This window comes from Paraburkholderia flagellata, assembly GCF_021390645.1.
GTDB classification, from domain to species: Bacteria; Pseudomonadota; Gammaproteobacteria; order Burkholderiales; family Burkholderiaceae; genus Paraburkholderia; species Paraburkholderia flagellata.
Genome location: NZ_JAJEJT010000001.1, coordinates 2529920 through 2555708, shown reverse-complemented (window position 1 = coordinate 2555708; position 25789 = coordinate 2529920). Strand labels below are relative to the sequence as shown.

Genomic DNA, 25789 nt, shown 5'->3' with positions numbered 1-25789 from the left:
GCAGCCGGGGCCGCAGCAAAACAGATGGGGCGCGCAGCGCCCCAGGCAGAAACAGATAAGGCGGGGGCGCACGCGACGCCCGCCGCCGCTGTTGCTGCTGAAACGGACATTGCGGCGACGCAGTCGACTGCTGAATCGACAGCCGCACCGAATCCGCCAGGGCGCACAGCCACGCCCGAACCGAATACAACTACGCATGTAAAAAGCGCCGCAGCTCATGAGAGCCCCGCGGCGCCCTCCAAGAAAGCGACGCCGGGTACATCCGGTGCGCGTTCCGGCGCGTTCGCACCTGCGGCGCAGCCGGCCAGCACTTCTCGCAGCAACGGTTTTCCCAGCGATCCTATCCAGACGAGGAGACTCATGCATCGCGCCACCAAGATTGTCGCCACCATCGGTCCGGCTTCCAGCACGCCGGACATCCTGCTGAAAATGATCCGCGCAGGACTCGACGTGGTGCGCCTCAACTTCTCGCACGGCACCGCCGACGACCATCGTCAGCGTGCTGAAATGGTGCGGGACTGCGCCCGCCAGGCTGGCCGCGAAGTCGCGATCATGGCGGACCTGCAAGGCCCGAAGATTCGCGTCGGCAAATTCGAGAATGGCAAGACGACGCTCGAGCCGGGCCATCCGTTCATCCTCGACGCCGAATGCGAACTCGGCAATGACGAGCGCGTTGGTCTCGACTACAAGGACCTGCCGCGCGACCTGAAGCCGGGCGACATCCTGCTGCTCAACGACGGCCTGATCGTGCTCGACGTCTCGCGCGTGATCGGCAGCGAGATCCACACGATCGTGCGTGTGGGCGGCGACCTGTCGAACAACAAGGGCATCAACCGCCAGGGCGGCGGCCTCACGGCGCCCGCGCTCACGGCGAAGGACATGGAAGACATCCGCACTGCCATGTCGCTGGGCGCGGACTTCGTCGCCGTGTCGTTCCCGAAGAACGCCACCGACATGGAAATGGCGCGCCAGCTCGCGAACATCGCGGGCGCGCCGTACGGCATCAAGCCGAAGATGATCGCGAAGATCGAACGCGCCGAAGCGATTCCGGCGCTGCAGGAAATTCTCGACTCGTCGGACGGCATCATGGTCGCCCGTGGCGACCTGGCCGTGGAAGTCGGCAACGCCGCTGTGCCGGCGCTGCAAAAGCGCATGATCCGCATGGCGCGCGACTCGAACAAGCTCGTCATCACGGCCACGCAGATGATGGAGTCGATGATCCACGCGCCGGTGCCTACGCGCGCCGAAGTCTCGGATGTCGCCAACGCCGTGCTCGACGGCACGGACGCCGTGATGCTCTCGGCTGAATCGGCGGCGGGCAAGTACCCGGTGCAAACCATCGAGGCCATGGCCGCGATCTGTCTGGAAGCCGAGAAGTCGGAGCAGTCCGAGCTGGACAAGGACTTCCTCGATCGCACCTTCACGCGCATCGACCAGTCGATCGCCATGGGCGCGCTGTTCACGGCCTATCACCTGGGCGCGAAGGCGATCGTCGCGCTCACGGAATCGGGTTCGACCGCGCTGTGGATGTCACGTCACTGGACCCATGTGCCGATTTTCGCGCTCACGCCGCGTGCGGGCAGCGAGCGCGCCATGTCGCTCTACCGTAACGTCACGCCGCTGCATCTGGATACCAGCAGCGACCGCGACACGGCGCTCCAGCAAGCCATCGAAGTGGTGGTGAGCAAGGGGTACGCCGCGCGCGGCGACATGGTCGTGCTGACGGTGGGGGAGCCGATGGGGCAGCCCGGCGGCACGAACACGCTGAAAATCGTGCGCGTGGGAGATGTGCTTTAACTGCGGCACAGTAGTCGCGCGGCGATTTTTTTCGCTTTATTTTCGAGACTCCCGAAAATAAATCCCTGCTGGCGCCGACTGGTATCAAATTGGTATCAGATCGGCGCCAGATCGGTACCATTTAGACGCTTTTTCCCCGCAATTGCAGCCGTACGCCGGAGAAACGGTGTGCGGGCTGTCAACTCTTTTTGCATCTTCTCGCGGTTTTGACGCTCCGATACGCCAATTTCATGCCAGTTACTTGCCTGGCACCGGGAACGCACTCGCTTCGCGATAAAATCACGCCATTGAGCCCGCGGCAGGTCACGCGGGCGGCGGCTGCCAGGCCGCCCTCGACCGGCTGCGCAAGACAGTCGGCGGCAGAAGAAATTCGTTTCAAATCAAAGGAGTAGCAACAATGCCTCTCGTATCAATGCGTCAACTGCTCGACCACGCGGCTGAACACGGTTATGGCCTGCCGGCGTTCAACGTGAATAACCTGGAACAGGTCCAGGCGATCATGGAAGCGGCGAACCAGGTTGGCTCGCCGGTGATCATGCAGGCATCGGCCGGCGCGCGTAAGTACGCGGGTGAGCCCTTCCTGCGCCATCTGATCGAAGCTGCAGTCGAGTCGTATCCGCATATTCCGGTCGTGATGCACCAGGACCACGGCCAGTCGCCGGCGGTTTGCATGGCGGCGATCCGCAGCGGTTTCACCAGCGTGATGATGGACGGCTCGCTCGAAGCCGACGGCAAGACGGTCGCATCGTACGAGTACAACGTCGATGTGTCGCGCAAGGTCGTCGAAATGGCGCACTCGATTGGCGTGACGGTCGAAGCCGAACTGGGCGTGCTCGGTTCGCTGGAGACGATGAAGGGTGACAAGGAAGACGGTCACGGCGCGGAAGGCACCATGACGCGCGAGCAGCTCCTGACCGATCCGGAGCAGGCCGCCGACTTCGTGAAGCTCACGCAGTGCGACGCACTGGCCATCGCGATCGGCACGTCGCACGGCGCGTACAAGTTCTCCAAGAAGCCCACGGGCGACATTCTGTCGATCCAGCGCATCAAGGAAATCCACGCGCGCATTCCGAACACGCACCTCGTGATGCACGGTTCGTCGTCGGTGCCGCAGGAACTGCTGGCCGAGATCCGCGAATTCGGCGGCGACATGAAGGAAACGTACGGCGTGCCGGTGGAGGAGATCCAGGAAGGCATCCGTCACGGCGTGCGCAAGATCAACATCGACACCGATCTGCGTCTGGCGATCACGGGCGCGATCCGTCGCTATATGTATCAAAACCCGTCGAAGTTCGACCCGCGCGATTACCTGAAGCCGGCTCGCGAAGCCGCGAAGAAGGTGTGCGTGGACCGCTTCCTCGCGTTCGGCTGCGAAGGCCAGGCCGGCAAGATCAAGCCGGTCTCGCTCGACAAGATCGCCGAGAAGTACAAGTCGGGCGAACTCGCGCAGATCGTTCGCTAAGCGGACCTCTGTGGCACGCGCGCCGGCCCAGGCCGGTGATCGCCTGAAGTAGTAAAAACATCGCCGTTTCCGCCTGTTTCGGGGGAACGGCGATGGGCTTTTCCGGGAAATTTGCCGGTTTTTGGTTTACCCTCGCAATACCTTCGGTTTTACGGTTTCCTGCCGCGGTTGCAACCGCGTTCCTGGACCGAACCTGCCTCCGTTTCGATTGTCCTTTTAGCGAATCACGACGATGTCTACCCTCTACGAATCCACGCTCCGCTCGCTGCCGCTTCTCGGCCGCGGCAAGGTCCGCGACAACTATGCCGTGGGCAACGACAAGCTGCTGATCGTCACCACCGATCGTCTGTCGGCGTTCGACGTCATCATGGGCGAGCCGATTCCGCGCAAGGGCGAGGTGCTCAACCAGATGGCCGACTTCTGGTTCGAAAAGCTCAAGCACGTCGTGCCGAACCACCTCACGGGCGTGGCGCCTGAAACCGTCGTGGCCGCCGACGAAGTCGAGCAGGTCAAGGGCCGCGCCGTCGTGGTGAAGCGCCTCGAGCCAATCCTCGTCGAAGCCGTGGTGCGCGGCTATCTGGCCGGCAGCGGCTGGAAGGACTATCAGGCGACGGGCGCCGTATGCGGCGTTGAACTGCCGCCGGGCCTGCAGAACGCGCAGAAGCTGCCCGAGCCGATCTTCACGCCGGCAGCGAAGGCCGAAATGGGCCACCACGACGAGAACATCACGTACGACGAGATGGAGCGCCGCATCGGCACCGAGCTGTCGCGCACCATCAAGGAAATTTCGATCAAGCTGTACAAGGAAGCCGCCGATTACGCGGCCACGCGCGGCATCATCATCGCCGACACGAAGTTCGAATTCGGTCTCGACAACCACGGCCAGCTTTATCTGATGGACGAGGCGCTCACCGCCGACTCGTCGCGTTTCTGGCCGGCCGATCAGTATCAGGTGGGCTCGAACCCGCCGTCGTTCGACAAGCAGTTCGTGCGCGACTGGCTCGAAACCCAGGACTGGAAGAAGGAGCCGCCGGCGCCGAAGCTCCCCGACGAAGTCGTGGCCAAGACGTCGGCGAAGTATCAGGAGGCGCTCGAGCGTCTCACGGGTCAAAAGCTCGCCTAAGCGAGCATGCGTAAAGCAAATAGAGGGAAGAAGGAAGCACAATGAGCGAAGTTCAGACGGCTCACCAGCATGCGGCGCCGCTCGTCGGCGTGTTGATGGGCTCCAGCTCCGACTGGGACACGATGAAGCACGCGGTCGCGATCCTGCAGGAGTTCGGCGTCGCGTACGAGGCCAAGGTGGTCTCGGCGCACCGCATGCCCGACGAGATGTTCGAGTACGCGGAAAAAGCGCGCGAGCGCGGCCTGCGCGCGATCATCGCGGGCGCGGGCGGCGCGGCGCACCTGCCGGGTATGCTGGCAGCCAAGACCACGGTGCCCGTGCTCGGCGTGCCGGCGGTCAGCAAGTATCTGAAGGGTGTGGATTCGCTCCATTCGATCGTGCAGATGCCCAAGGGCGTACCGGTCGCGACCTTCGCCATCGGCGAGGCGGGCGCGGCCAATGCCGCGCTCTTCGCCGTCTCGATCCTGAGCGTCACGAACCCCGAATACGCGAACAAGCTCGCGGCGTTCCGCGTGCGCCAGAACGAAGCGGCGCACGCCATGGTGCTGCCCCCGCTTTGATCGTTCCGCTTTGATCGCCCCACGCGCCGCGGCCATCCCGCGGCCGACCACGAAGATGACTCCTGACAACTCTCCGGTTTCACCGATCCTGCCCGGCGCCTGGCTGGGCATGGTGGGTGGCGGCCAACTTGGCCGCATGTTCTGCTTTGCCGCGCAGGCGATGGGCTACCGCGTCGCCGTGCTCGATCCCGACGCGACGAGCCCTGCGGGCACCGTGGCCGACCGCCACATTTGCGCCGCCTACGACGACGAAGCCGCGCTCACCGAACTCGCGCGCCTGTGCGCGGCCATCTCGACCGAATTCGAGAACGTGCCCGCGGCGAGCCTCGACACGCTTGCGAAGTCGACCTTCGTGAGCCCGGCCGGGCGCTGCGTGGCAGTGGCGCAGGACCGCATCGCCGAGAAGCGCTTTATCGCGGCGGCTGGCGTGCCGGTCGCGCCGCACGTGGTGATCGAGTCGTCGCAGGCGCTCGCCGGCATCGCCGACCAGGCGCTCGCCGCTGTCCTGCCGGGCATTCTCAAGACCGCGCGCATGGGCTACGACGGCAAAGGACAGATTCGCGTTTCGAACGCCGAGGAAGTGCGCGAGGCGCATGCGTCGCTCGGCGGCGTGCCGTGCGTGCTGGAAAAACGCCTGCCGCTGAAGTTCGAGGTGAGCGCGCTGATCGCGCGCGGCGCAAATGGCGCCGCCGTGGTGTATCCGCTTGCGCAGAACACGCACCGCAACGGCGTGCTGTCGCACACGATCGTGCCCGCGCCGGACGCGAGCCCGGCGCTCGTGCAGCAGGCCCAGCAGGCCGCGATCCAGATCGCGGCGAAGCTCGGCTATGTGGGCGTGCTGTGCGTGGAATTCTTCATCCTCGAAGACGGCTCGCTCGTTGCCAACGAAATGGCGCCGCGCCCGCACAACTCGGGCCACTACACGACCGATGCGTGCGCCACGAGCCAGTTCGAGCAGCAGGTGCGCGCGATGACGGCCATGCCGCTCGGCGACACGCGCCAGCACTCGCCGGCCGTGATGCTCAACATTCTCGGCGACGTGTGGTTCCCCTGTGCCGTGGGAGAGGCGAAGCCCCAGAAGGGCGCCGCGCCCGTCACGCCGCCGTGGGACCAGGTGGCCGCGATGCCGGCCGCGCGCCTGCATCTGTACGGCAAGGAAGACGCGCGTGCGGGCCGCAAGATGGGCCACGTGAACTTCACCGCACCGACGCTCGACGAAGCGCGTTCGGCCGCACGCGACTGCGCGCGCCTGCTGCACATCGCCACGAGCTGAGGTTGGGTCCGAAGTTGAGTGATGCCATGTCCGATCAGCAGAACGCGCCGCACGAAGGCCCGCCGCACTTGACCGACGCCGACATCGAGCACGCCGCCGCGCTGCTCGACGCGGGCGAACTGGTCGCGTTTCCGACGGAGACCGTCTACGGTCTGGGCGGCGATGCTGCGAGCCCCGAGGCGGTCGCGCGCATTTACGCGGCCAAGGGGCGGCCGGCAAACCACCCGGTGATCGTGCACCTGCCGCCCGGCGGTGACCCGCAGTACTGGGCCGCGGAGTGGCCCGAGGCGGCGCAGAAGCTTGTCGACGCCTTTTGGCCCGGCCCGCTCACGCTGATCGTCAAACGCCATGAACGCATCAATGCCGCCGTGAGCGGCGGGCAGGATTCGGTGGGGTTGCGCTGCCCGTCGCATCCGGTTGCGCAGAAGCTGCTGGCGGCGTTCTCTTCGCGCCGCGGGGGCCATGGCGGCGTGGCGGCGCCTTCGGCGAACCGCTTCGGCCATGTGAGCCCGACCACGGCGCAGCACGTGCGCGACGAATTCGGCGCGGCGGTGCATGTGCTGGATGGTGGCGCATGCGACGTTGGGATCGAATCGACGATTCTCGATCTCTCGCGCGGGTTTCCCGCGTTGCTGCGGCCCGGTCACGTGACGCCGCACGATATCGCCCGCGTGCTGGGCGAGGCGCCGCGCTTGCCCGACGGTTCTGACGCCACGGCACCCCGCGCCTCGGGCACGCTCAAGGCGCACTACGCGCCGCGCACGCCGCTCGCGCTGCTGCCGTTCGAGGCGCTGGAGCCACTGCTTGCGGCGGCGCGCGATGCCGGAGAATCGGTTGCGCTGGTGGCGCGCGCCTCGCGTGCGGGAGCATGGGCGCAGGCGGCAGGCGTGCACTTCGTTGCCGCGCCGGAAGAGCCGCAGGAATATGCGCGTGAGTTGTACGGCTTGCTGCGCGCGCTCGATCGCGCGAATGTCTCGCGCATTCTCATCGAGAAACTGCCCGAGACGATCGAGTGGATTGCGGTCAATGACCGGCTGGGGCGGGCGGCGGCGGCGTTCGAGGCGCAGCAGTAGGGCTCGGCACGCTTTGTCGCCTGCAATGAAAACACCCCGCGAACCTGACGGTCCGCGGGGTGTTTTTTCTGGCACCGGAAGATCCGGTGCAAGCGATAAAAGCGGCTCAGACGATGCTTATTACGGAGCCTTGCCAATGCCAGCCGCGGCCAGCTGCGTTTCGACGAACGTCGCGAACTGCGCGTGCAGGGCAGTGGTCGGGTGGAACTGATCCGCGAACATGTAGGTCGTGGGCGCGTTGGGCGTCGTCAGCGTTTGCGGCGAGCAGAACAGCGAGCTGCCGAAGGCCTGACCGTATGCCTGTGCCGCTGCGGTGATGGTTGCCTGCGGCGTCGTGGCCGGGTCCAGGCCCAGCGTTGCCTTCGGATTGGCTAGCGCATAGTTGGTTGCGCTGGTTGCCATTGCCGAGATGTTGCAGGCGGTACCCGTGTTAGTCACCGTGAAGCCGAGGCTTGCCGCGTTCTGGATCGTTTGGTCGAGCCACGAGAACACATCGACGGGGACGACCTTCTTCGCTGCGAGCGACGGCGCGAGCCCTTCCAGCAGTGTGAGGTTGTACATGGCCGAAACCAGCGTGAGCGCCTGGTCAGGAGCGTTCGCAGAACCAGGCGTTGCGCTGACGCTCGCGTCGGCTTCCACCGCAGCCGGCGTCTTGCCGATATCGGGCACCGTCATGACCGCAACCTTGGCCGTGCCGGCAATCTGCGTATTGACGAGGTTGGCCAGCGTTTCGGCAGCGGTGATGATCGGCAGAACGGACGCGAAGTCGGTCGCTGCGTTCGCATCCGTCGTGACGATGTTGAGTGCGATGGCGGCGGGCACGAGCGCCTGGGCCTGTGCGGCCGTAAAGCCCTTTGCCACGAGAGCGGCAACGGTGGCTTGCTGGGTTGCGGGGTCGCTGGCGATTGCCGTGAAGTTGGCTTTGGCCAGCGCCGTGGCGAACGCCGTCAGTCCTGCGCCGTTGTTATCCAGCAGGTTCAGGATTTCATTCGCGCCACCTTCCACCAGCACGAGCTGATTCGAATTGAAGGTGCCGTGCTGCGCCAGATACTGCTGGAGCTGCCACGTAACCGGCTGCTCGCTCGCGGCGGGGATCACGGCGCTGGTATTCGCCACGCCGCCACCAGTCACCAGCGCGCCGCCTTGCGCGTAGTCGAGACCGCCCGTTGCCGTGAGCGGCAGACCGAAGCCGCCTTCGAAGGCCGGCGAAAGCGTGCTGCCGAAGTACTCGGACACATGCTGCGCCCAGACTTCGCCGGGGTTGGTCGTGAAGCGGCCGCCGCCGAAGCCCGGCAGAATCTGCTCCGAATACGTGCCCGCGTCGGTCAAGCTCGTGCCGAACGCCACCACCTGCATGTTGACGCCCGACGGCGGCGGCGTGCTCGCGTTGTTGTTCCCCCCGCTGCTGCCACCGCAGGCGGCGAGCAGCGCAAAGGCAGCGCTCGCAGCAGCGATCTGGGTGGCGCGCAACAGCGTACGGTGTCTCGGTCCTTGATGCTTCATATTCACTTCATCTCCTCTGTGTGTGGCCTTTGATGCCATGCTTGCCTACTCATGCAACGGGTGCTCGTGGCACGAGCGGCTGTCCCGTTGTCGATGTTGTTTTCGATAGTCGGCCTTGCATGCAACCCCCTGCGTGCTACTGCCCCGGGATCAGGGCCAAGGCCGACAGACTACGCAATCTCTCAACTACTGCGCGACCCGAACTCACCCTCGGTGTTGTTTTCCGGCACGCCGAATCGTGTTCCCGCCGTCGCCGATGCCGCCGATGTGACGCACGCCAGGGCCCGCGCGTCGTGGCGCTCGCACCAATCCGGCGGTGCGAACAGCGCGGCGAAACGCGAACGCCAGTCAGGCATGCGCGCGAAGTCCCGCGCCATCGCGAGCCATTCGTGGAACGTCGCCTTGAGCGGATTGCATGACTCAAGCGGTTTAACGATGCCGTAATCGGGCGCATCGTGGGCGTCTTCCTCGACATAGCTGCCGAACATGCGGTCCCAGATCGCGAGCACACCGGCGTAATTGCGATCGATATAGCGTGCGTTGCGCGCGTGATGGACGCGATGCATCGACGGCGTGTTGAACACGTACTCGAGCCAGCCGAGCCTCCCGATCGCCTGCGTGTGCACGAAGAACTGGAACGCGAGATTGACGAGCACGATCGCGACGATCTGTTCCGGCGTGAAGCCGAGCATGGCGAGCGGAATCCAGAACACCCACATGCCCGCGACGGGATACATGAGGCTCTGGCGAAACGCCGTCGAAAGGTTCAGGCGCTCCGACGAATGGTGGACGACGTGCGCGGCCCAGAGCCAGCGCACGCGATGGCTCGCGCGATGAAAGACGTAATAGAGCAGGTCCTGCGCGATAAAGAGAGCGAACCACGCGACGAGGCCCGGCTGCCACGAAACGAGCCGGAAGTGCCGGTAGACATAGGCATAGACGGGGATCGCAACGAGCCACGCAAGTTTGTCGGCGCCCTGGTGCATGAGCGCGAGTACGGCGTTGCACAGCGTATCGGGCCAGGCGTAGCGGGCGCTGTCGGGGGTGTGGTTCGATGCAGCGCGCGGCTGCGTGCGGGAGAGATGCCACGCTTCCCAGCCGATGCAGGCGAGAAACACCGGGGCGAGGGCGAGCAGCAGCCATTGCGCGTCGAACTGCACGAACGTCGTCCTCCTTGTCCCGTGGGCGGCGCTGGTGGCCAGCGCGGCGGTTGTAGTCTCGTGTCTTTTCGGCCGCGTTGGTGCGCGTTCTCAGGGGCGCGCGGCTCGAATGCCGTACGCGTTTGACAGATTATTGTGACGCGCCTTCGGCCTTTGCCCGTCAGGGTACACGCCTCGCGCCCATGACGGGCGGCGCTTTGCTAGAGGAAAACTTCGAGCCCGGCGCACTGATTCGGGCTCGCGCGAGGCGCGCGGGGACAGGTCCGCGGCGCGCGCCTGGCGTGCAAAACGCGTGCAAATCAGGTGCGCTCAGCGCCGCGTCAATGCGCACCGCGCCGTCTGTCCGGCGCCTTGTGCGCGGCTTTCGCGACCTTCGATTCCTTCGCCGCGCGCTTGGGATGCGGCTCGACGTACACGGGCTTCTCTTCGGGCATGCCCTTGTAGACCCACTCGAGCAGCGCGTCGTGCGCGGCGCGTGCGGACTCGGCGCGCGGATCGTTGATGAGGCTCACCACGATCCAGCTCTCGCCGTTTTCTGCCGCCACGTAGCCGGCGATGGCGCGCACGTCGCGCAGGGTGCCCGTCTTGATATGCGCGTTGCCTTCCACGCCCGCGTTGGTGAGACGGTTGCGCATCGTGCCGTCCACGCCGACGATCGGCAGCGAGTCGATGAACACCTGCGCGACCGGGCTCGAGTTTGCGTTCTGCAGCAGATTCGCGAGCGAGAGTGCGCTGATGTGCTCCTCGCGCGAGAGGCCGCAGCCGTTGTCGAGCACGAGTTCGGGCATGTTCAGGCCGCTGCGCCGCAAGAACGCGTTGACGGCCGTGGCGGCCTTCGGCGTGGTCGAAGGCGGTTTGCCCGCGACGGCGCCGAGCGTGAGGAACAGATTGCGCGCCATCACGTTGTTGCTGAACTTGTTGATGTCGTGCACGACGTCCGAGAGCGGCGGGCTCTGGTGTACGGCGAGCAGACGCGCATGCGGCGGCACGACGCCTTCGCGCACCGCGCCCGCGGGCGTGGCGAACAGGCTGCCGCCGGCTTGTTGCCCCGCTTGCTGCCCCGTTTGTTGCCCTGTTTGCTGTCCCGTTTGTTGCCAAAGCGCGAGGAAGCCATCCGCGAAGAACGTGCTGTGGTCCACGGGCGCGGCCATGTTGAGCGTGCGCTCGCCGCAGCGCATGGCGTAGCTGCCCGCGAAGCTCGCGGTGACGACGCCGTTGCCGCCGGGCGAAACCTGCGGGCTCGGCAGCATGCCCCCGCACGCGCCGGCGCGCCCGCGGATCTGGTTGTCGATCTGCCACTGCGCAACGGGCGGCACCACGTCGATCGATACGCCTTCGCGCGAGGGCGAGAACGTGAACGAGACCGCCTTGAACGCGTACATCAGCGGATCGGGGCCGACGTTGTAGGGCGCGCTATCGTCGCCGTCGAACGAGGGCAGGTCGCGCGTGGACGGATCGAACTCGCTCTTGTCGAGCACGAGCGCGCCGTCGATGCGCGCGACGCCCGCCGCGCGAATCTTCTGCACGAGGTCGATTAGTTCTTCGGGCACGAGCTTCGGGTCTCCCGTACCCTTGATATAGAGATTGCCGTGCAGCGTGCCGCTCGCATCGATTTCGCCATCGGTATAGGCGCTCGTTTTCCAGCGATAGTCGGGACCGAGCATCGCGAGGCCGCTCCACGTCGTGACGAGCTTCATCGTCGAGGCGGGCATCATGGGTTGGCCGGCGTTCACGGCGACGCTCGGCTGACGGTCGCCGACCTTTTCGATCACCACGCTAACCGACGAGAGCGGCACGTGCGCGCGCTCGAGGCCCGCCATCACGGTGGGCGGCAGCACGGTGGTCACGTTGACCGAGGGCACGCGCGCGCCTTCGGGCTGGGCGTACGCGGTGGGAACGGCTGCGAAGTTCGCGGCGAGCGCGGCGCACGCCAACACGAGGGCGTGCGGTTTGGGCAGGCGCGGTGTGGCGGCGAAATGCGTGCGGTCGATGCGCGAGGCAGGCAGTCTGAACAAGGAGCGTAGGCGGGACAGCGAAGCGGGCAGCATGAAAAGCGTTCGGGCGAGTGCGGGGGCAGTGCAAGGGCCGGGCGCGGCGCACGGAAAGAGGGGACTCGCCGGTGCTGCGCGCGGGCGCGTAAATCAGGGCGGCGTGTGATTCGTGTTGCACACGCGATGCGCTCGCGTGAGCGTTATCCGACGCCGGCTCGCGCGCATCGCGGCCGAATCACGAGTGAAGCGCCGCAAAAGCGCACATTGTAAAGACCTCGCGCCGCGTGCGCGCGTTACAGGCGAGAAAACGTTGCACATGGCGTGGCGTGGCTCAATTACGGCCCGCGACACGAGCCATTGCAGCGCGACCGGACAAGCGCGTCAACGGCGCCGCGCCGCTGTTCAGGCGCTAGAATGCACGCATCATCATTCATTCCCGCGGCGCGGCGCAGCGTCGCCGCCCGGCCAACATTACGATGCGCATACTGCTAGTCGAAGATGACCGCATGATCGCCGAGGGCGTGCGCAAGGCGCTGCGCGGCGAGGGCTTTGCGGTCGACTGGGTCGAAGACGGCGACGCCGCGCTCTCGGCCGCGAGCGCGGATTCTTACGATCTCATGCTGCTCGATCTGGGTTTGCCGCGCCGTGACGGCCTCGACGTGCTGCGCACACTGCGCGCACGCGGCGCGGCGCTGCCCGTGCTGATCCTGACCGCGCGCGACGCCGTAGCCGACCGTGTGAAGGGTCTCGACGCCGGCGCGGACGACTACCTCATCAAGCCCTTCGATCTCGACGAACTGGGCGCACGCATGCGCGCGCTGATCCGCCGCCAGTCGGGCCGCAGTGATTCGACCATCCGCCACGGCGCGCTCACGCTCGATCCGGCCTCGCATCAGGTTACGCAAGACGGCTCGCCCGTTGCGCTCTCGGCCCGCGAATTCGCGCTGCTCGAAGCGCTGCTCGCGCGTCCGGGCGCGGTGCTCTCGAAAACCCAGCTCGAAGAGAAGATGTACGGCTGGGGCGAGGAGATCGGCAGCAATACCGTCGAGGTCTATATTCACGCGCTGCGCAAGAAGCTCGGGGCCGATCTGATCCGCAACGTGCGCGGCCTCGGCTACATGATCGCCAAAGACGCATGACGCGAGAAGCAAGGCGCGGCCTTGCATGGGACCGGAGTAAGCGCTAAAGCGCTAACTCCGGATCGACAAGGAGACCTGCTTAGCCGATGAGTTCCATCCGACGACAACTGCTGTTGTGGCTGCTCGCGATTGTCGTCGCGGGCGTGGGGCTCGCGGGCTGGCTTATCTATCGCCAGGCGCTCGCCGAGGCCAACGAACTGTTCGACTACCAGTTGCAGGAAATCGCCGAGGCGCTGCCCTCCGAGCCGTTCAACGAGATCCTCAGTTCGCGCGATACCGGCGACGAAGGCATCGTGCTGCAGATCTGGAATCGCAACGGCGTGCTCATGTACTACTCGCATCCGCGCGCGCCGCTCGCGCCGCGCGCGGAACTGGGCTTTTCGACAGAGCGAACAGATCGTGGCGACTGGCGCGTGTACGGTGCAATCGTCGGCGACAATGTCGTGCAACTCGCGCAGCCCGTTTCCGTGCGCAACCGGCTCGCCGCGAACGTCGCATTGCGCACGCTCTGGCCGCTCATCGTGGTGCTGCCGTTTCTCGGCATCGCCGTCTGGATCATGGTGGGGCGCGGGCTCAGGCCGCTCTCGCGCGTGGCGCGCGCGCTCGACACGCGTCATCCCGAAGCGCTCGACCCGCTGCCCGAAGAGCGTCTGCCGCGCGAAGTCACGCCGCTCGTGCACGCGCTGAACGCATTGCTCGAACGCCTCGCGCAGGCAATCGACACGCAAAAGGCCTTCGTCGCGGACGCCGCGCACGAGTTGCGCACGCCGCTGGCGGCCGTGCAGATCCAGGCGCAACTCGTTGCGCGCGCAAAGGATGATGAAACGCGCCGCGAAGCGCTCGGCGATCTTCAGGCAGGTGTGACGCGCGCCACGCGTCTTGCCGAGCAACTGCTCGCGCTTGCGCGCTCCGAACCTGATGGCCATGCGCGCGCGCAGAACGTCGACCTGCATGCACTGCTCGATGATTGCGTGCTCAACTATGCGCCGCTCGCGCAGCAGCGCGGCGTCGATCTCGGTATCGAGGAAAGCGCCGCGGCGAGCGTGCATGGCGACGCCGATGCGCTACGCGTGATGCTCAACAACCTGCTCGACAACGCCACCAAATACACGCCCGCAGGTGGCAGGGTGGACGTGAGCCTCGCCGTCGTGGACGGTCATCCGCGCGTGCGCATCGCGGACAGCGGACCGGGCATCCCGGAAGGCGAACGCGCGCGCGTGTTCGATCGCTTTTATCGCGTGGGCGCGGGCGTGAATCGCGCGCGCACCGATATCGCTGGCACGGGCCTGGGACTCGCTATCGTGCGGCGAATTGCGGATCAGCACGACGCGACCATCACGCTGGGCGATTCGCCCGCCGGCGGGCTGCTCGTGGACGTGCGGTTCTGAGCCATCATCGCCCGAAAATGCCCGCCGCGCGGGCGTTTGCGCGATTTTTGCTATTTCTGCGTAATTAAGACTCCTTTAAGCGACACGGCTTACTCTTCGGTACGTCGTGATGAGTACCCCGCGCAAGGAGTCCGCAATGAATACAAAAGTTCTTTCCCGCAGTACCGTGGCAGCCGCCGTGGTCGTCGCGTTGTCGGCGGGCTACGTAGCAGGGCATCGTGATCTGCCAGCCCCGCAGGTTATCTCGCAGGCACAGGCCGCGGCGATGATGCCCGCCGAAGCCGCAGCCAAGACGGGCATTCCCGACTTCTCGGGTCTCGTGGAAACCTACGGGCCCGCGGTGGTCAACATCAGCGCGAAGCACGTCGTGAAGCAGACGGCGATGCGCAGTGGCGGCAGCGGCGCGCAGCAACTGCCGATCGATCCGAGCGATCCGTTCTACCAGTTCTTCAAGCACTTCTACGGCGGTGCGCCCGGCATGGGCGGCGGCGATAACGGCCCGCAGGCGGACCAGCCGAGCGCGAGCCTCGGCTCGGGCTTCATCGTCAGCGCGGACGGCTACATCCTCACGAACGCGCACGTCGTGGACGGCGCCAACGTCGTGACGGTCAAGCTCACCGACAAGCGCGAATACAAGGCGAAGGTCGTGGGCGCGGACAAGCAGTCGGACGTCGCCGTGCTCAAGATCGACGCGAAGGATCTGCCGACCGTGAAGATCGGCGACCCGCGCCAGAGCAAGGTCGGCCAGTGGGTGGTGGCGATCGGCTCGCCGTACGGCTTCGACAACACCGTGACATCGGGCATCATCAGCGCGAAGTCGCGCTCGCTGCCTGACGAGAACTACACGCCGTTCATCCAGACCGATGTGCCGGTCAACCCCGGCAATTCGGGCGGCCCGCTCTTTAATCTGCAGGGCGAAGTGATCGGCATCAACTCGATGATCTATTCGCAGACGGGCGGCTTCCAGGGCCTTTCGTTCGCAATCCCGATCAATGAGGCGATCAAGGTCAAGGACGAGCTCGTCAAGACCGGTCACGTGAGCCGTGGGCGTCTCGGCGTCGCAGTGCAGTCGATGAACCAGACGCTCGCCAACTCGTTCGGCATGGACAAGCCGCGCGGCGCGCTGGTGAGTTCGGTGGACGCGAGCGGTCCGGCCGCGAAGGCGGGCTTGAAGCCCGGCGACGTGATCCTGTCCGTGAACGGCCAGGCGGTGGACGAATCGTCGGATCTGCCCTCGCTCATCGCGGGCATGAAGCCGGGCACGAAGGCCGATGTTCAGGTGTGGCGCGACAAGAGCACGAAGAACCTCACTGCGACCATCGGCGCGCTGGGCGACGCGAAGGTCGCGTCGAACGACGCACCGCAAGCGCAGTTGCAGGGACGTCTCGGCGTCGCGGTGCGCCAACTCACGCCGGAAGAGAAGAGCAACGGCTCGCTCGATCACGGTCTGCTCGTCGAGCAGGCGGGCGGCGCCGCCGAAAATGCGGGCGTCCAGCCCGGCGACGTGATTCTCGCCGTGAATGGCCGGCCGGTTACGAGCGCCGACCAACTCAAGCAGATGATTTCGAAGGCTGGCAACAGCATTGCGCTCCTGATCCAGCGAGACGACGCACAGATTTTCGTGCCCGTCGATCTCGGCTGATCCCTGCTGCCGCGAATCCGGCTCCGTGCGCCGGATTCGCGGCGAGAGCAGGTTTCATTACGTTGTTCCTGCGCTGCCGCCGTTGGCCTTTGGCCTCGGCGGCAGCGGCGTTTTTGGGCGCACAAAACCGTCCGCGCCCGCTGCTCGGGCATGCGGCTTGCTCAAGCACTACATCGGACAAACTGAAAGGAGCGATCGATGAAGAGTTTCCGCAATTCGCGCCCCGTCCATACCACCGCTTACGCGACGATCCTCGCCGCCACCCTTGCGTTCGGCTACGCAGGCGGCGCAGCGGCGCAGCAAGCCGATGCCTCGGGCACGGTCGGTGGCACGACCACCGACAACACCAGCGCCGGCAACACCAACGGCGGCGGCATGCCGCAAGTCCAGCAGCAGGGCGACGTATCGTACGTCTCCGGCGGCGTGGGTCTTGACGAATCCAAGGCGCTGCTTAGCGCGGAGCGCCAGTGGCCACTGGCGCTGCGGTTCACCCAGCGCAGCGGCGAGTACGTCGCGGACGTGCGCGTGCAGATCACCGACTCGCATGGCGCGAGCGTGCTCGATACGACTTCCCGCGGGCCTTACATGCTCGTCAGGGTGCGCCCGGGCCGCTACAGCGTGCATGTGAGCCACGCAGGCGTCGACAAGACGAGCGCCGTGACGGTGGGCTCGAACGGCAGCGCCCGGGCGGCGTTCATCTGGTAAGCCGCACAGCGGGGCAGGCGCACGTTGGGGCGCTGCCGCACGCGCGCCGCACATAAGATTCACGCAGCCTGGCCAAGTTTGGCCGATAATGAAGCCGAAGGGGGGCCGCGAGCGCTCAGGCGTTGCGCGAGCGTGTGCGCTTGTCGTCGATTCAGCGATCGGCGCCGCGACCGTGGAGTGGCCACCCGTGGAATTGCACGGCACGCGCCATCATGGCTGAGTGCCACGTGAACCGGTGCGGCCTGCCGCCCGGCAAGGGCAGGGCGCCACACGGGCGCCGCCTACCATCAGGGGAGCCGAACATGGCGGTCGAACCGGATGCGGCCCATCGCATCGACCTCGTCGCGAACCGTCACCGCGTGCGCGTGATTCATGGCGGCATCACCATTGCCGACACGCTGCATGCCATCACCCTTTGCGAAACCGGCTACCCCGACGTCTACTACTTTCCGCGCGCCGACGTGAACATGGCGCGACTCGAACGCTCCGGGCGCACCTCGCATTGCCCGTTCAAGGGCGAGGCGACGTATTTCCATTTGCGTACCGAAGACGGGCGCGTCGAAGACGCGGCCTGGAGCTACGAAGCGCCGCTGGATGACGCAAGTAGCATCAAGGGCTATCTGGCGTTCTACGCGACCCGCGTGGACCGGATCGACCAGACCTCTTGAATTGGCGCGGTAGCTTGCAAAGGGGGAGCCGCCATGGAACTGAAAGATGCGCTGAGAATTCCGCTCGAACCCGACGCCGTCTGGGCGGCGTTGCAGGACGTGGCGCTCGTGCGCGCGAGCATGGAGCATTGCGAGTCGTTCAGGCGGCTCGGCCCCGGTGAATACGCGATCACGCTCACGGTGCCGCTTGGGCCGTTGCGCGCACGCTACGAAGTGCGTGCTCACATTGCCAATGACACGGCGCAAGTGCCGCTCACGTCACGTCGTGTGCTGAGCTTTCGCGCCCGCGCGGACGGCATCGGCTCGCTGCGCGGACAGATCGACGTCGCATTGCGCCCGGAAGATCGCGCCCTGGTGAAGGAGCCGGGTACGGGCAAGGACGTGAACACGCGTATCGACTACTCGGTGTGGGCCACGCTTACGGGGCCGCTGTCCGAGTTGCCGCCGCGCCAGATCGAAAACGCCCTCCACGAACTCGCCGACGACTTCTTCACGGAGTTCTGCGCCGTGGTCGCGGCCAAGCACGGCCAGGCGCCCAACCGCGTGGCGGGCGACCAGCCGCGCCGGCAACACGTATTCCTGCGGCCGATCAACCTCGCCGGTTTCGCCCGGCGCGCGCATATCCTGCCGCAGCACCATGCGGGCGGGACGCTCTCCGGCCGCGCGGCAAGCACGCTGCATCACGAGCCGCCGCAGCACGCCATGCCGTACTGGGCGTGGGCTGCGATGATCTTTTTCGTCGCGTTGCTGCTTTATGCGGCGCGCTGGTTTACCGCGACCTGAATTCGGCGGCGGGCGGCGCGTGCGAGTTGCGCCGCCCATCGAACCCCTCAAGCCCCCCGAAACTCCCGCCGCCACGCCGACGGCGAAATCCTGAACGCCTCCACGAAATGCTGACGCAGCGATGCGGCCGAGCCAAAGCCCGCGCGCTGGGCGATCGCGTCGATCGGATGATCGGTGCTTTCGAGCAATTGCTGCGCGCGTGACAGGCGCTCGCCAAGCAGCCAGGCGCTCACTGTCGACCCCGTCGTCAAACGGAACTGGCGCGTGAAGGTGCGCCGGCTCATTAGCGCACGCTGCGCGAGCGAGTCGAGCGTGTGGGGCGCGTCGAGGTGGGCCCGAATCCAGTCGAGCAGGCCCAGCAGACGGTCGCCGCGCCCGGCTGCCGCGAGCGGCTGCTGCACGTACTGCGCCTGGTTGCCCTGGCGATGCGGCGGCACGACGAGCCGGCGGGCCACATAGTTCGCGGCGTTCGAGCCGCACAGGCGCCGCATGAGATGCAGGCAGCAGTCGAGGCCCGCCGCCGTGCCCGCCGAAGTTAGCAGGTCGCCGTCGTCGATATAGAGCACGCCGGGATCGAAGCGCACGGCAGGAAAGCGCTGCGCGAAATCGTCGGCGGCGGCCCAGTGTGTGGTGCCCGGGCGGCCATCCAGCAGGCCCGCATGCGCGAGCACATAGGCGCCGAGGCATAGCCCGACGAGGATCGCGCCGCTCGCGTGCGCTTCGCGCAGCGCCTCGCAAAGCGCGGCGCTCGGCGCTTCGTGGGTGTCGCGCCAACTCGGCACGACGATCACGTCCGCGCCGCGCAGCCCTTCGAGACCTTGCGGCGTGCCGATCGTAAAGCCTGCCGTGGTCGTGAGCGTGCCGGGCTCCGCCGCGCAGACGGCGAGTTCGAACGGCGGCACGCCGCCTTCGCTGCGGTCCTCGCCGAACACGACGCAAGGCACGGAAAGATGGAACGGACTGATGCGATCGAAGGCGATCACGGCGACGCGCAGTGGGGCGGGCGAAGGAGTCTGACGAGAAGGAGTGGCCATGACGGGTGCCGAGGAGGAATGGCCCGATTCTAGCGAAAGTTGTCATTCGGGCCACTGTCGCGGGTGCGGGCTCAGCGCCACAATCCCGCCATCGACTTTGCGTCTTCGGACCGGTCGGTTTCTTTCAACCCCAGGAGGCATGGCCATGTCCGCGAATCCGCGCCGGGCGCTCGTCGTCATCGACGTGCAGAACGAGTATGTCAGCGGCGATCTGCCGATCGAATTTCCCCCCATCGAGACGTCGCTCGCCAACATCGGCCGCGCGATGGACGCCGCGCGCGCGGCCGGCGTGCCGGTCGTGGTGGTGCAGAACTTCGCGCCGGCGGACTCGCCGCTCTTCGCGCGCGGCAGCGTGGGCGCAGAGTTGCATCCGGTCGTGGCCTCGCGCGAGCGCGATCACTACGTCGAAAAATCGTTGCCAAGCGCGTTCGCGGGCACCGATCTGAAAGCCTGGCTGGCCGAACGCGGCGTTGACACACTCACGGTGGCCGGCTACATGACGCACAACTGCGACGCTTCGACGGTGTTCGAGGCGACCCACGCAGGCCTCACCGTGGAGTTTCTCGCCGACGCGACGGGTTCGGTGCCGTATACGAACGAGGCGGGAACGGCTAGCGCCGAGGACATCCACCGCGCGTTCAGCGTGGTGATGCACACGCGCTTCGCGGCGGTCGTGACTACCGATGCCTGGCTTGCCGCCGTCAAGGCAGGCGTGCCGCTCGCGCGCGACAACATCTACGCGTCGAATCAGCGGGCCCGCGCGAACCGCGTGCCGGCCTGAGAGGGCCAGAAAAAGGCGGCCTCGTCAGCACAGGCCGCCTTCATCGATCCGGGCGCTGCGCGCGCAGCACTCAGGCGCCCGACTCGCTCGCGCCCATGCGCAGCGAAGGGCTGTAGCGCAGCGCGTCGAGCATCGCGTCGACGTGCCGTTCGGCGTTGCTCGCCACGTCGAACACGTCAGGCAGGATCGCCATGTCGCGCAGCGCGCCGCCAATGAACGAATGGAGCACGCGCGAGGCGCGCTTGGGGTCGAGGTCGGTGGGCAACTGGCCCTTCGACATCGCATTGCGCAGCCCTTGCTCGATGCTCGCCAGGCCCTCGCGCATGTCGGTCTGATGGCGCGCCATCACCGGCCCCATCTCCTCGACGAACTCACACTTCAGGAACAGGATTTCGAACACGCGGCGGCGGCGCACGTCGGTTGCCGTATTGCGCAGACACAGAATGCAGAGGTCGCGCATGCGTCCGAGCGGGTCGGGCTCACCCGGATCCGTCGATGCGACCTTCAGTTCGTCTAGCGGCAGGACCACCCGGTCGAACATGGCCGTGAACAGGTCGCCCTTATTCTCGAAATGCCAATAAATCGCGCCGCGCGTCACGCCCGCGGTCTGGGCGATGTCGGCCAGCGAAGTGCGCGACACGCCCTTTTCGTAAAAGACGTGTTCGGCGGCGTCGAGGATCCGGTTGCGCGTCTCCAGCGCTTCCTCTTTCGTTCGGCGGACCATGTTTTGAAGTCAGTGTGTTGCTGTGGGTTGCGGATGAAAAAATGTATTTGGGGTGCGAACCGTAATGTATTGATTTGTAATATGGACGACAGGCGCAGATCGCACCTGCAGCATCACTCAACGGTTACGTAACGTCCTTTTACATTCGTTCGCGAATGTATCTATAATAGCACCCCACCACTTGGGTGCCTCAAGTGGTGATGTCCGGTTAATATCCGTCACTGGCCAAGTGGTCGTAGAAACCCCAATGCGCGACGCCCTGCGGGTGGCGCGCAGCAGTATCACCCGGACGGATGTGCAGACCGGCACGCGCCTTTCTAAAAGAAGTACCGGGTTTATCCGTCAGGTATTTGCCAGATGCTGGCGTGCGTAGTCGTCCTCCTCGTTGCAGGACGCCGCACGCTTTTATTGTCAGTTATAGACAGAGGTCGCTCCATGCGCGTCGAACGGGTTCCATTCCGCCTAATCAGTGTCGCGACGGCTGCCATCGTGCTTGCAGCCTGCGGGCAAAAGCAGTCGGCGCCGCCGCCGCAAACCCCCGAAGTGGGTGTCATTACCGTCCAGCCGACCTCCGTGCCGGTCGTCTCCGAACTTCCCGGCCGCACCAGCGCCTTCCTCGTCGCGCAAGTGCGCGCGCGGGTCGATGGCATCGTCCTGCGCCGCGAGTTCACTGAAGGCGCGATCGTGAAGGCCGGTCAGCGGCTATACAAGATCGACCCTGCGCCGTACATCGCTGCGCTCAACACCGCCAAGGCCACGCTCGCAAAGGCGCAGGCCAACCTCGTCACGCAGAACGCGCTGGTCGCGCGCTACAAGGTGCTGGTGCAGGCCAACGCCGTGAGCAAGCAGGACTACGACAACGCCGTTTCCGCGCAGGGCCAGGCGGCAGCGGACGTCGCTTCCGGCAAGGCCGCCGTCGATACGGCGCAGATCAACCTCGGCTACACCGACGTCGTTTCGCCGGTCACGGGCCAGGTCGGCATCTCGCAGGTCACGCCGGGCGCCTACGTGCAGGCGAGCGCCGCGACGCTCATGTCGACGGTGCAGCAACTCGACCCGATGTACGTGGACGTGACGCAGTCGAGCCTCGATGGTCTGAAGCTGCGCCGCGCGATTCAGGAAGGCCGCCTGTCGACCAACGGCCCGAATGCCGCGAAGGTTTCGGTCGTGCTCGAAGACGGCCGTGTGTACGCGCAGAAGGGCAAGCTCCAGTTCAGCGACGTCACGGTCGATCAGACCACCGGCTCGGTGACGGTTCGCGCGCTCTTCCCGAACGCCGACCGCGTGCTGCTGCCGGGCATGTTCGTGCGCGCGCGCATCGAAGAAGGCATCAACAACAACGCGTTCCTCGTGCCGCAGGTGGGCGTGCAGCACGACCAGAAGGGTCAGCCGTCGGTGCTCGTCGTCGACAAGGACAACAAGGTCGTGCCGCATCCGATCGTCACGTCGGGCACGCAGGGCCAGGACTGGGTCGTGGAGAGCGGCCTGCAGGCAGGCGACCGCGTGATCGTGCAAGGCACCGACAAGGTCAAGCCGGGTGCGCAGGTCAAGCCCGTAGCGGCACAACTGCCGCCGCCGCCGCCGCCGGGCGCGCCTTCGGCCGACATGGCAACCGCTTCGGGCAATGCGAACGCTGCCAGCGCCGCATCCGGGCCCGCAGCGGGTGCAAGCGGTGCCTCGGCTGCGCCTGCCGCCTCCGCAGCGCAATAACCGGGAGCCTGTTTCATGGCAAAGTTCTTTATTGATCGCCCAATTTTTGCATGGGTGATCGCCATCATTCTGATGCTGGCGGGCGTGGCTTCGGTGTTCACGCTGCCGGTCGCGCAGTATCCGACCATCGCGCCGCCTTCCATCCAGATCAGTGCGAACTATCCGGGTGCGTCGGCCAAGACGGTGGAAAACACGGTCACGCAGGTGATCGAGCAGCAGATGAGCGGTCTCGACCACCTGCTGTACATCTCGTCGACTTCCGATGACTCGGGCACGGCCACCATCACGCTGACGTTCGCCGCGGGCACCAACCCGGACATCGCGCAGGTGCAGGTGCAGAACAAGCTGCAGCTCGCCACGCCGATTCTGCCGCAGGTGGTGCAGCAGCTCGGCATCAGCGTCACGAAGTCGAGCAGCAGCTTCCTGCTGGTGCTCGCGTTCGTGTCCGAAGACGGCAGCATGACCAAGTACGACCTCGCGAACTACGTGGCGTCGAACGTGAAGGACCCGATCAGCCGTATCGACGGCGTGGGTACGGTCACGCTCTTCGGCTCGCAGTACGCGATGCGCGTGTGGCTCGATCCAAACAAGCTCACGAACTTCCAGCTAACGCCAACGGACGTCACGGCCGCGATCACCGCACAGAACGTGCAGATCGCGGGCGGTCAGCTCGGCGGCACGCCGGCGGTGGCGGGGCAGTCGTTCCAGGCCACCATCACCGAATCGACGCTGCTGCAGACGCCTGAGCAGTTCGGCAACATCCTGCTGAAGGTGAATCAGGACGGTTCGCAGGTCCGGCTGAAGGACGTGGCGCGTATTGGTCTCGGCGGCGAAAACTACAACTTCGACACGAAGTACAACGGTTCGCCGACGGCCGGCCTCGGTATTCAGCTCGCGACGGGCGCCAACGCGCTGCAGACCGCGAAGCTCGTGCGCCAGAAGATCGACGATCTCTCGAAGTACTTCCCGCACGGCCTCGTCGTGAAGTACCCGTATGACACGACGCCGTTCGTGCGCCTGTCGATCGAGGAAGTGATCAAGACGCTGCTGGAAGGCATCGTGCTGGTGTTCCTCGTGATGTACCTGTTCCTGCAGAACCTGCGCGCGACGCTCATCCCGACGATCGCGGTGCCGGTGGTGCTGCTGGGCACGTTCGCGATCATGGCGGCGGTGGGCTTCTCCATCAACACGCTGTCGATGTTCGGCCTCGTGCTCGCCATTGGCCTGCTGGTGGACGACGCGATCGTGGTCGTGGAGAACGTCGAGCGGGTGATGGTAGAAGAGGGCCTGGGGCCAAAGGAAGCCACACGCAAGGCCATGGGCCAGATCACCGGCGCACTGGTGGGCGTGGCGCTTGTGCTCTCCGCGGTGTTCGTGCCGGTGGCGTTCTCGGGCGGCTCGGTGGGCGCCATCTACCGGCAGTTCTCGCTCACGATCGTGGCGGCGATGGTGCTGTCCGTGCTCGTCGCGCTGATTCTTACGCCGGCGTTGTGCGCGACCATCCTCAAGCCGATCCCGAAGGGCCATCACGAAGAGAAGAAGGGCTTCTTCGGCTGGTTCAACCGCACGTTCGAGACAAGCCGCGACAAGTATCACTCGGGCGTTCACCACGTGATCAAGCGCTCGGGCCGCTGGCTCATCATCTACCTCGCGGTGATCGTCGCGGTTGGCCTGCTGTTCGTGCGCCTGCCGAAGTCGTTCCTGCCCGATGAAGACCAGGGCACGATGTTCGTGATCGTGCAGACGCCCGTGGGCTCGACCCAGGAAACGACGGCGCGCACGCTCGCCAACATCCAGAACTGGCTGCTCAAGGACGAAGGCAGCATCGTCGAGTCGGTGTTCACTGTGAACGGCTTCAGCTTCGCGGGCCGCGGCCAGAACTCGGGTCTCGTGTTCGTGCGGATGAAGGACTACAAGCAGCGTCAGCACGCGGACCAGAAGGTCCAGGCGCTGGTGCGGCGCATGTTCATGCACTACGCGGGCTACAAGGACGCGATGGTGTTCCCGGTGAATCCGCCTTCGATTCCTGAACTCGGCACCGCGTCGGGCTTCGACTTCGAACTGCAGGACCGTGGAGGTCTCGGTCACGAGAAGCTGATGGAAGCGCGCAACATGCTGCTCGGCATGGCGGCGAAGGACCCGACGCTCGCACTCGTGCGCCCGAACGGCCTGAACGACACGCCGCAGTTCACGATCGACATCGACCGTGAAAAGGCCAATGCGCTCGGCGTAACGTCGGCGGCGGTCGACCAGACCTTCTCGATCGCCTGGGCGTCGGCTTACGTGAACAACTTCCTCGATACGGACGGCCGTATCAAGAAGGTGTACGTGATGGCCGATGCGCCGTTCCGCATGACGCCGGAAGACTTGAACCAATGGTATGTGCGCAACAGTGCGGGTGGGATGGCGCCGTTGGGCTCGGTCGCGAACGGCCGCTGGACCTTCGGGTCGCCGAAGCTCGAGCGCTACAACGGTATCTCGGCCGTGGAAATCCAGGGTCAGGCGGGGCAGGGTAAGTCGACCGGCCAGGCCATGACGGCCATGGAGCAGATCGCGACGAAGCTGCCCGCGGGTATCGGCTACGAATGGACGGGTCTGTCGTATCAGGAACGCCAGTCCGGTTCGCAGGCGCCGATTCTGTACGGCATCTCGATCCTCGTCGTGTTCCTGTGTCTCGCGGCGCTGTATGAAAGCTGGTCGATTCCGTTCGCGGTCATCATGGTGGTGCCGCTCGGCGTGCTCGGCGCGCTCCTGGCGGTGACCTTGCGCGGCCTCGAGAACGACGTGTTCTTCCAGGTGGGTCTGTTGACCACCGTGGGTCTATCGGCGAAGAACGCGATTCTGATCGTGGAGTTCGCGCGAGACCTGCAGGCCGAAGGGAAGATGGGACCGATCGAGGCAGCGCTCGAAGCATCGCGACTGCGTCTGCGGCCGATTCTCATGACGTCGATGGCGTTCATTCTCGGCGTGCTGCCGCTCGCGATCAGTAACGGCGCGGGTTCGGCTTCGCAGCACGCCATCGGCACGGGCGTGATCGGCGGGATGATCACGGCAACGTTCCTCGCGATCTTCATGATCCCGATGTTCTTCGTCGTGATTCGCGCGAAGTTCGCCGGCGAGAAGGAAGATGCGGACGTCGCGCTCCAGCACTACGAAGAGCACCACGCGCACGACCATGACCAGGACAACGGCGGCAACGCTGGCGGTCAGGGCGGCACGGGCGGCAACGAAGGTGGTGGCAACGGCGACGGCCCGGGCAAGGAAGGACATTGA

20 protein-coding genes are annotated in these 25789 nt (G+C 65.7%); 15 read left to right on the top strand and 5 right to left on the bottom strand.

Annotated elements, in window-relative coordinates:
- Positions 1-360: 360 nt before the first annotated feature.
- The 6 genes from pyk to L0U83_RS11425 all read left to right on the top strand — a co-directional run bounded on the left by pyk (position 361) and on the right by L0U83_RS11425 (position 7288).
- Entirely contained in the window at positions 361-1797 is a 1437-nt protein-coding gene (gene pyk, locus L0U83_RS11450) for a pyruvate kinase (protein ID WP_233882785.1), read from the top strand.
- Positions 1798-2194: 397 nt separating this feature from the next.
- A complete protein-coding gene (fba, locus tag L0U83_RS11445) occupies positions 2195-3259 on the top strand; it encodes a class II fructose-bisphosphate aldolase (RefSeq protein WP_028211757.1) in 1065 nt (354 codons plus the stop codon).
- A 232-nt stretch (positions 3260-3491) separates the two neighbouring features.
- Entirely contained in the window at positions 3492-4382 is an 891-nt protein-coding gene (locus tag L0U83_RS11440; protein WP_233882783.1) for a phosphoribosylaminoimidazolesuccinocarboxamide synthase, read from the top strand.
- Positions 4383-4423: 41 nt separating this feature from the next.
- Positions 4424-4942 carry a 5-(carboxyamino)imidazole ribonucleotide mutase gene (purE, locus tag L0U83_RS11435; RefSeq protein WP_233882781.1) on the top strand — a complete coding sequence of 173 codons (519 nt, stop codon included), beginning with the start codon at positions 4424-4426 and terminating at the stop codon, positions 4940-4942.
- A gap of 55 nt (positions 4943-4997) precedes the next feature.
- Positions 4998-6215 carry a 5-(carboxyamino)imidazole ribonucleotide synthase gene (locus L0U83_RS11430; protein ID WP_233882775.1) on the top strand — a complete coding sequence of 406 codons (1218 nt, stop codon included), beginning with the start codon at positions 4998-5000 and terminating at the stop codon, positions 6213-6215.
- Between the two features lie 26 nt (positions 6216-6241).
- Positions 6242-7288, top strand: coding sequence for an L-threonylcarbamoyladenylate synthase (locus L0U83_RS11425; RefSeq protein ID WP_233882773.1), 1047 nt, complete (start codon positions 6242-6244; stop codon positions 7286-7288).
- Between the two features lie 120 nt (positions 7289-7408).
- Here L0U83_RS11425 and L0U83_RS11420 read toward each other — a convergent pair whose 3' ends face one another.
- The 3 genes from L0U83_RS11420 to dacB all read right to left on the bottom strand — a co-directional run bounded on the left by L0U83_RS11420 (position 7409) and on the right by dacB (position 11999).
- Complete coding sequence (locus L0U83_RS11420; RefSeq protein WP_233882771.1) at positions 7409-8791, bottom strand: SGNH/GDSL hydrolase family protein; 1383 nt, start codon at positions 8789-8791, stop codon at positions 7409-7411.
- 182 nt (positions 8792-8973) lie between these two features.
- Entirely contained in the window at positions 8974-9951 is a 978-nt protein-coding gene (locus L0U83_RS11415; protein WP_233882769.1) for a sterol desaturase family protein, read from the bottom strand.
- A 320-nt stretch (positions 9952-10271) separates the two neighbouring features.
- Positions 10272-11999, bottom strand: coding sequence for a D-alanyl-D-alanine carboxypeptidase/D-alanyl-D-alanine endopeptidase (dacB, locus tag L0U83_RS11410; RefSeq protein ID WP_233882767.1), 1728 nt, complete (start codon positions 11997-11999; stop codon positions 10272-10274).
- A gap of 419 nt (positions 12000-12418) precedes the next feature.
- On the opposite strand from dacB, the gene L0U83_RS11405 reads away from it, so the two are divergent.
- The 6 genes from L0U83_RS11405 to L0U83_RS11380 all read left to right on the top strand — a co-directional run bounded on the left by L0U83_RS11405 (position 12419) and on the right by L0U83_RS11380 (position 18267).
- Complete coding sequence (locus tag L0U83_RS11405) at positions 12419-13081, top strand: response regulator (protein WP_233882765.1); 663 nt, start codon at positions 12419-12421, stop codon at positions 13079-13081.
- A gap of 86 nt (positions 13082-13167) precedes the next feature.
- Positions 13168-14469, top strand: a complete 1302-nt coding sequence (locus tag L0U83_RS11400) for an ATP-binding protein (RefSeq protein WP_233882763.1) — start codon at positions 13168-13170, stop codon at positions 14467-14469.
- A gap of 136 nt (positions 14470-14605) precedes the next feature.
- Positions 14606-16111, top strand: coding sequence for a DegQ family serine endoprotease (locus L0U83_RS11395; protein ID WP_233882761.1), 1506 nt, complete (start codon positions 14606-14608; stop codon positions 16109-16111).
- Positions 16112-16309: 198 nt separating this feature from the next.
- Entirely contained in the window at positions 16310-16816 is a 507-nt protein-coding gene (locus tag L0U83_RS11390) for a carboxypeptidase-like regulatory domain-containing protein (RefSeq protein WP_233882759.1), read from the top strand.
- Between the two features lie 302 nt (positions 16817-17118).
- On the top strand, positions 17119-17484 hold the full coding sequence (locus L0U83_RS11385) for a DUF427 domain-containing protein (RefSeq protein WP_233882757.1): 366 nt from the start codon (positions 17119-17121) through the stop codon (positions 17482-17484).
- Between the two features lie 33 nt (positions 17485-17517).
- Positions 17518-18267 (top strand): SRPBCC family protein, encoded by a 750-nt coding sequence (locus L0U83_RS11380; protein WP_233882755.1) that lies wholly within the window; start codon positions 17518-17520, stop codon positions 18265-18267.
- Between the two features lie 47 nt (positions 18268-18314).
- Here the strand turns inward: L0U83_RS11380 and L0U83_RS11375 are convergent, their stop codons facing one another.
- A complete protein-coding gene (locus L0U83_RS11375) occupies positions 18315-19301 on the bottom strand; it encodes a helix-turn-helix domain-containing protein (protein WP_233882753.1) in 987 nt (328 codons plus the stop codon).
- A gap of 145 nt (positions 19302-19446) precedes the next feature.
- Here L0U83_RS11375 and L0U83_RS11370 point away from each other — a divergent pair, with 145 nt between their 5' ends.
- A complete protein-coding gene (locus L0U83_RS11370; protein WP_233882751.1) occupies positions 19447-20082 on the top strand; it encodes a cysteine hydrolase family protein in 636 nt (211 codons plus the stop codon).
- A 70-nt stretch (positions 20083-20152) separates the two neighbouring features.
- Here the strand turns inward: L0U83_RS11370 and L0U83_RS11365 are convergent, their stop codons facing one another.
- The gene (locus tag L0U83_RS11365; RefSeq protein ID WP_233882749.1) at positions 20153-20806 is read right to left on the bottom strand and encodes a TetR family transcriptional regulator; all 654 of its coding nucleotides are present in this window, start codon (positions 20804-20806) and stop codon (positions 20153-20155) included.
- A gap of 435 nt (positions 20807-21241) precedes the next feature.
- Here L0U83_RS11365 and L0U83_RS11360 point away from each other — a divergent pair, with 435 nt between their 5' ends.
- Both L0U83_RS11360 and L0U83_RS11355 read left to right on the top strand, forming a co-directional pair.
- A complete protein-coding gene (locus tag L0U83_RS11360) occupies positions 21242-22516 on the top strand; it encodes an efflux RND transporter periplasmic adaptor subunit (protein ID WP_233882747.1) in 1275 nt (424 codons plus the stop codon).
- A 15-nt stretch (positions 22517-22531) separates the two neighbouring features.
- Positions 22532-25789, top strand: a complete 3258-nt coding sequence (locus L0U83_RS11355) for an efflux RND transporter permease subunit (RefSeq protein ID WP_233882739.1) — start codon at positions 22532-22534, stop codon at positions 25787-25789.

What these genes read in the sequence shown, in the direction of transcription:
- pyk (WP_233882785.1), top strand. Translation starts at nt 361, where the DNA reads ATGCATCGCGCCACCAAGATTGTCGCCACCATCGGTCCGGCTTCCAGC.
- fba (WP_028211757.1), top strand. Translation starts at nt 2,195, where the DNA reads ATGCCTCTCGTATCAATGCGTCAACTGCTCGACCACGCGGCTGAACAC.
- L0U83_RS11440 (WP_233882783.1), top strand. Translation starts at nt 3,492, where the DNA reads ATGTCTACCCTCTACGAATCCACGCTCCGCTCGCTGCCGCTTCTCGGC.
- purE (WP_233882781.1), top strand. Translation starts at nt 4,424, where the DNA reads ATGAGCGAAGTTCAGACGGCTCACCAGCATGCGGCGCCGCTCGTCGGC.
- L0U83_RS11430 (WP_233882775.1), top strand. Translation starts at nt 4,998, where the DNA reads ATGACTCCTGACAACTCTCCGGTTTCACCGATCCTGCCCGGCGCCTGG.
- L0U83_RS11425 (WP_233882773.1), top strand. Translation starts at nt 6,242, where the DNA reads ATGTCCGATCAGCAGAACGCGCCGCACGAAGGCCCGCCGCACTTGACC.
- L0U83_RS11420 (WP_233882771.1), bottom strand. Translation starts at nt 8,791, where the DNA reads ATGAAGCATCAAGGACCGAGACACCGTACGCTGTTGCGCGCCACCCAG.
- dacB (WP_233882767.1), bottom strand. Translation starts at nt 11,999, where the DNA reads ATGCTGCCCGCTTCGCTGTCCCGCCTACGCTCCTTGTTCAGACTGCCT.
- L0U83_RS11405 (WP_233882765.1), top strand. Translation starts at nt 12,419, where the DNA reads ATGCGCATACTGCTAGTCGAAGATGACCGCATGATCGCCGAGGGCGTG.
- L0U83_RS11400 (WP_233882763.1), top strand. Translation starts at nt 13,168, where the DNA reads ATGAGTTCCATCCGACGACAACTGCTGTTGTGGCTGCTCGCGATTGTC.
- L0U83_RS11395 (WP_233882761.1), top strand. Translation starts at nt 14,606, where the DNA reads ATGAATACAAAAGTTCTTTCCCGCAGTACCGTGGCAGCCGCCGTGGTC.
- L0U83_RS11390 (WP_233882759.1), top strand. Translation starts at nt 16,310, where the DNA reads ATGAAGAGTTTCCGCAATTCGCGCCCCGTCCATACCACCGCTTACGCG.
- L0U83_RS11385 (WP_233882757.1), top strand. Translation starts at nt 17,119, where the DNA reads ATGGCGGTCGAACCGGATGCGGCCCATCGCATCGACCTCGTCGCGAAC.
- L0U83_RS11380 (WP_233882755.1), top strand. Translation starts at nt 17,518, where the DNA reads ATGGAACTGAAAGATGCGCTGAGAATTCCGCTCGAACCCGACGCCGTC.
- L0U83_RS11375 (WP_233882753.1), bottom strand. Translation starts at nt 19,301, where the DNA reads ATGGCCACTCCTTCTCGTCAGACTCCTTCGCCCGCCCCACTGCGCGTC.
- L0U83_RS11370 (WP_233882751.1), top strand. Translation starts at nt 19,447, where the DNA reads ATGTCCGCGAATCCGCGCCGGGCGCTCGTCGTCATCGACGTGCAGAAC.
- L0U83_RS11365 (WP_233882749.1), bottom strand. Translation starts at nt 20,806, where the DNA reads ATGGTCCGCCGAACGAAAGAGGAAGCGCTGGAGACGCGCAACCGGATC.
- L0U83_RS11360 (WP_233882747.1), top strand. Translation starts at nt 21,242, where the DNA reads ATGCGCGTCGAACGGGTTCCATTCCGCCTAATCAGTGTCGCGACGGCT.
- L0U83_RS11355 (WP_233882739.1), top strand. Translation starts at nt 22,532, where the DNA reads ATGGCAAAGTTCTTTATTGATCGCCCAATTTTTGCATGGGTGATCGCC.